Raw genomic sequence first — 5,668 nt, 5'->3', positions numbered from 1 at the left:
CTTTATCTGATTGACTGGGAATATTCATCAATGAACGATCCAATGTGGGATTTGGCTGCTCTCTTTTTAGAGTCTGAATTCACTCGTCAAGAGGAAGAAGCCTTCTTGTCTCACTATGAGAGTGAGCAAACATCTGTCTCTCGTGAAAAGATTACCATTTATAAAATTTTACAAGATACTATTTGGAGTCTATGGACTGTCTATAAGGAAGAGCAAGGCGCAGATTTTGGAGACTATGGTGTGAATCGTTTCCAAAGAGCTGTTAAAGGTTTGTCATATTATGGAGGTTCAGATGAAAAATAAAAATGGAGTTTCTTTTGGTCTACTCTCAGGTATTTTCTGGGGTTTAGGTCTAACAATTAGTGCTTACATCTTTTCAATTTTTACAGATTTGTCGCCCTTTGTGGTGGCCGCTGCTCACGATTTCTTGAGTATCTTTATCTTACTAGCTTTTCTTTTGGTAAAAGAAGGAAAAGTTCGTCTCTCAATTTTCTTAAATATTCGCAATGTGAGTGTGATCATCGGAGCCTTGCTAGCAGGTCCTATCGGTATGCAGGCCAATCTTTATGCAGTTAAGTATATCGGAAGTTCTTTAGCTTCATCTGTATCCGCTATCTATCCTGCTATTTCAGTTTTATTGGCTTTCTTCTTTTTGAAGCACAAGATTTCAAAAAATACTGTGTTTGGGATTGTCTTGATTATTGGAGGGATAATTGCTCAGACCTATAAGGTTGAACAGGTTAATTCTTTCTATATTGGAATTCTCTGTGCTTTGGTTTGTGCTATTGCATGGGGAAGTGAGAGTGTTCTTAGCTCTTTTGCCATGGAAAGTGAATTGAGTGAAATCGAAGCCCTCTTAATTCGTCAAGTGACTTCATTCTTGTCCTATCTTGTGATTGTGCTCTTCTCTCATCAGTCATTTGCAGAAGTGGCCAATGGACAATTGTTAGGTCTTATGATTGTCTTTGCAGCCTTTGATATGATTTCTTACTTGGCTTATTATATCGCTATCAATCGCTTGCAACCAGCCAAGGCTACAGGATTGAACGTGAGTTATGTAGTTTGGACAGTCTTGTTTGCAGTTGTTTTCTTGGGTGCACCGCTAGATATGCTGACCATTATTACTTCACTTGTCGTCATTGCTGGAGTTTATATTATTATTAAAGAATAAAGGAGATTCGTGTGAAAGCCATCATTTTAGCAGCGGGATTGGGAACTCGCTTGCGTCCTATGACTGAAAATACCCCTAAAGCCTTGGTTCAAGTTAATCAAAAACCCTTGATTGAATACCAAATTGAGTTTTTAAAAGAAAAAGGAATCAATGACATCATCATCATTGTTGGTTACCTTAAAGAACAATTCGATTACTTGAAAGAAAAATATGGTGTTCACCTCGTCTTCAATGATAAATACGCTGACTACAATAACTTTTATTCTCTCTATCTTGTAAAAGAAGAATTGGCCAACAGTTATGTTATTGATGCCGATAATTATCTCTTTAAAAATATGTTCCGCAATGATTTGACTCGTTCGACTTATTTTAGTGTTTATCGTGAAGATTCTACCAATGAATGGTTCTTGGTCTATGGAGATGATTACAAGGTTCAAGACATTATTGTTGATAGCAAGGCAGGTCGCATCCTTAGTGGTGTATCCTTCTGGGATGCTCCAACAGCAGAAAAAATTGTCAGCTTTATCGATAAGGCCTATGCGAGTGGTGAATTTGTTGATCTCTATTGGGACAATATGGTTAAGGATAATATCAAAGAGCTGGATGTCTATGTTGAAGAATTAGAAGGTAATAGCATCTATGAGATTGATAGTGTCCAAGACTATCATAAATTAGAAGAAATTCTTAAAAACGAAAATTAAAAATTATAACATCTGGCTGAAATAGTCGGATGTTTTTTGATTTTTTTACGAATAAATAGATGAGTAGAAAAAGAAATGGAGATATTTATGAAAATCACAAATTATGAAATCTATAAGTTAAAAAAATCAGGTTTGACCAATCAACAGATTTTGAAAGTCCTAGAATACGGTGAAAATGTCGATCAGGAGCTTTTGTTGGGTGATATTGCAGATATATCAGGTTGCCGAAATCCAGCTGTTTTTATGGAACGTTATTTTCAGATAGACGATGCGCATTTGGAGAAGGAGTTTCAAAAATTTCCATCTTTCTCTATTTTAGATGACTGTTACCCTTGGGATTTGAGTGAAATTTATGATGCGCCTGTACTTTTATTTTACAAGGGAAATCTGGATCTCTTGAAATTCCCTAAGGTAGCAGTTGTCGGTAGTCGTGCTTGTAGCAAACAGGGAGATAAGTCAGTTGAAAAAGTCATTCAAGGATTGGAAAATGAACTGGTTATCGTCAGTGGATTAGCCAAGGGAATAGACACAGCAGCCCATATGGCAGCTCTTCAAAATGGCGGAAAAACCATTGCAGTGATTGGAACAGGACTGGATGTGTTTTATCCTAAAGCCAATAAACGCTTGCAAAACTACATCGGCAATGACCATCTGGTTCTCAGTGAGTATGGACCTGGCGAACAACCTCTGAAATTTCATTTTCCTGCCCGTAATCGCATCATTGCTGGACTTTGCCGTGGTGTGATTGTAGCAGAGGCCAAGATGCGCTCAGGTAGTCTCATTACCTGTGAGCGAGCAATGGAAGAAGGGCGCGATGTCTTTGCTATTCCTGGAAGTATTTTAGATGGACTATCAGACGGTTGCCATCATTTGATTCAAGAAGGGGCAAAATTGGTTACCAGTGGGAAGGATGTTCTTGCGGAATTTGAATTTTAAGACGAAATTTCGCTTTTTAAACCAACTTTTCTTCTATATATAGGAGCTAAGTCTTGACAGTTATGGCAAAATGGTTTACACTTTATAAAGTTTATTACTTTGAAAAGGTGTGATACTGTGGCTACGGCAACAAAAAAGAAAAAATCAACAGTTAAAAAAAATCTGGTAATCGTGGAGTCGCCTGCTAAGGCCAAGACGATTGAAAAATATCTAGGTAGAAACTACAAGGTTTTAGCCAGTGTCGGGCATATCCGTGATTTGAAGAAATCCAGTATGTCCGTCGATATTGAAAATAATTATGAACCGCAATATATCAATATCCGAGGAAAAGGTCCTCTTATTAATGACTTGAAAAAAGAAGCTAAAAAAGCTAATAAAGTCTTTCTGGCGAGTGACCCGGACCGTGAAGGAGAAGCGATTTCTTGGCATTTGGCTCATATTCTCAACTTGGATGAAAATGATGCCAACCGTGTGGTCTTCAATGAAATCACCAAGGATGCAGTCAAAAATGCTTTTAAAGAACCGCGCAAGATTGATATGGACTTGGTAGATGCCCAACAAGCTCGTCGTGTTTTGGACCGCTTGGTAGGCTATTCGATTTCGCCCATTTTGTGGAAGAAGGTCAAGAAGGGCTTGTCAGCAGGGCGCGTACAGTCTATTGCGCTTAAGTTAATCATTGACCGTGAGAATGAAATTAATGCCTTCCAGCCAGAAGAATATTGGACAATTGATGGTGTCTTTAAAAAGGGAACCAAGCAATTTCAGGCTTCCTTCTATGGAGTGGATGGTAAAAAGCTGAAACTGACTAGCAATGATGAGGTCAAGGAAGTCTTGTCTCGTCTGACTAGTAAAGATTTTTCAGTGGATCAGGTAGATAAGAAAGAGCGCAAACGCAATGCTCCTTTACCCTATACCACTTCATCCATGCAGATGGACGCTGCCAATAAAATTAACTTCCGTACTCGAAAGACCATGATGGTTGCCCAACAGCTCTATGAAGGAATTAATATTGGTTCTGGTGTTCAAGGTTTGATTACCTATATGCGTACCGATTCGACTCGTATCAGTCCTGTAGCGCAAAATGAAGCTGCAAGTTTCATTACTGATCGTTTTGGTAGCAAGTATTCTAAGCATGGTAGCAAGGTCAAAAATGCATCAGGTGCTCAGGATGCCCATGAGGCTATTCGCCCGTCTAGCGTTTTTAATACACCTGAAAGTATTGCTAAGTATCTGGACAAGGATCAGCTCAAGCTTTATACTCTTATTTGGAATCGTTTTGTAGCAAGCCAGATGTCAGCTGCTGTCTTTGATACAATGGCTGTTAAATTGTCTCAGAATGGGGTTCAATTTGCTGCCAATGGTAGTCAGGTTAAGTTTGATGGTTATCTTGCCATTTATAATGATTCTGACAAGAATAAAATGTTACCAGATATGGCTGTTGGAGATGTAGTCAAGCAGGTTAATAGCAAACCAGAGCAACATTTCACTCAACCTCCTGCTCGCTATTCTGAAGCGACCCTTATCAAGACCTTGGAGGAAAATGGGGTTGGCCGTCCGTCAACCTACGCACCAACCATTGAAACCATTCAAAAACGTTATTATGTTCGCCTTGCAGCCAAACGTTTTGAACCGACAGAGTTGGGAGAAATTGTCAACAAGCTCATCGTTGAATATTTCCCAGATATCGTAAACGTAACCTTCACAGCCGAAATGGAAGGCAAACTGGATGATGTCGAAGTCGGAAAAGAGCAGTGGCAACGTGTCATTGATGCCTTTTACAAACCATTCTCTAAAGAAGTGGCCAAGGCTGAAGAAGAAATGGAAAAAATCCAAATCAAGGATGAACCAGCTGGATTTAATTGTGAAGTGTGTGGCAGTCCAATGGTTATTAAACTTGGTCGTTTTGGTAAGTTCTACGCTTGTAGTAATTTCCCAGATTGCCGTCATACCCAAGCAATCGTGAAAGAGATTGGTGTTGAGTGTCCAAGTTGTCATCAGGGACAAATCATTGAGCGTAAAACCAAACGTAACCGCCTTTTCTATGGTTGCAATCGCTATCCAGAATGTGAATTTACTTCTTGGGATAAGCCTGTTGGTCGTGACTGTCCAAAATGTGGCAACTTCCTTATGGAGAAAAAAGTCCGTGGTGGTGGCAAGCAGGTTGTTTGTAGCAAAGGCGACTACGAGGAAGAAAAGATTAAATAAGAGGAGAGTCCTGAAAGTGAATTTCAGGCTCTTTTTGGTTGGAGCTTGACAAAATTCACCATTGTATGCGAAACTAGAAGAAGATTATTTTAATTAGGAGTAGTTATGCGTCTTATTTATCTGATAATTGGTTTCTTATCACTGGCCTTGGCTATTGTTGGGGTAGTTTTACCCTTGTTGCCTACAACACCTTTTCTTTTACTGTCTATTGCTTGTTTCTCCAGAAGTTCCAAGCGCTTCGAAGATTGGTTGTATCATACCAAGCTCTATCAAGCATATGTTGCTGATTTTCGCGAGACCAAGTCTATTGCGCGTGAACGCAAGAAAAAAATCATCGTATCTATCTACATCTTGATGGGAATTTCCATTTATTTTGCCCCTCTCTTACCAGTCAAAATCGGTCTGGGAGCTTTGACCATCTTTATCACCTATTATCTCTTCAAGGTCATTCCAGACAAAGAATAAAAAATAGTAACTATTTTCCTTGATATAAATGAAAGCATATTCAAAATGATATGATATAATAAATTTAAAGTAATCTTCAAGGAGAATCAAATGATTTACGAATTTTGTGCTGAAAATGTGACCTTGCTTGAAAAAGCGATGGAGGCTGGAGCTCGTCGAATCGAACTTTGTGACAATCTAGCAGTTGGTG

The 5,668-nt window shown here is 39.0% G+C and carries 6 protein-coding genes and 1 pseudogene; all 7 read left to right on the top strand.

What is annotated here, in order from left to right:
* A pseudogene (locus PAN06_RS12725) lies at nucleotides 1–303 on the top strand (choline kinase); the annotation flags it as partial.
* A complete protein-coding gene (locus tag PAN06_RS12720; protein ID WP_004269680.1) occupies nucleotides 293–1,171 on the top strand; it encodes a DMT family transporter in 879 nt (292 codons plus the stop codon). The pseudogene PAN06_RS12725 and the gene PAN06_RS12720, both read left to right, overlap by 11 nt.
* 11 nt (nucleotides 1,172–1,182) lie before the next feature.
* Nucleotides 1,183–1,872, top strand: a complete 690-nt coding sequence (locus PAN06_RS12715) for a sugar phosphate nucleotidyltransferase (protein ID WP_269796504.1) — start codon at nucleotides 1,183–1,185, stop codon at nucleotides 1,870–1,872.
* An 87-nt stretch (nucleotides 1,873–1,959) separates the two neighbouring features.
* Nucleotides 1,960–2,808 carry a DNA-processing protein DprA gene (dprA, locus tag PAN06_RS12710; protein ID WP_269796503.1) on the top strand — a complete coding sequence of 283 codons (849 nt, stop codon included), beginning with the start codon at nucleotides 1,960–1,962 and terminating at the stop codon, nucleotides 2,806–2,808.
* A gap of 117 nt (nucleotides 2,809–2,925) precedes the next feature.
* Nucleotides 2,926–5,013, top strand: coding sequence for a type I DNA topoisomerase (topA, locus tag PAN06_RS12705; RefSeq protein ID WP_269796502.1), 2,088 nt, complete (start codon nucleotides 2,926–2,928; stop codon nucleotides 5,011–5,013).
* A 105-nt stretch (nucleotides 5,014–5,118) separates the two neighbouring features.
* Nucleotides 5,119–5,478 (top strand): YbaN family protein, encoded by a 360-nt coding sequence (locus PAN06_RS12700; RefSeq protein WP_001237214.1) that lies wholly within the window; start codon nucleotides 5,119–5,121, stop codon nucleotides 5,476–5,478.
* Between the two features lie 90 nt (nucleotides 5,479–5,568).
* Nucleotides 5,569–5,668, top strand: a 100-nt coding sequence (locus PAN06_RS12695; protein ID WP_276593278.1) for a copper homeostasis protein CutC, incomplete at its 3' end; no start/stop codon positions are given.

It is taken from the genome of Streptococcus sp. SM3 (assembly GCF_027497875.1).
Note: the sequence above shows the minus strand (reverse complement) of the source record. Positions and strands in the feature narration are given on the sequence as shown.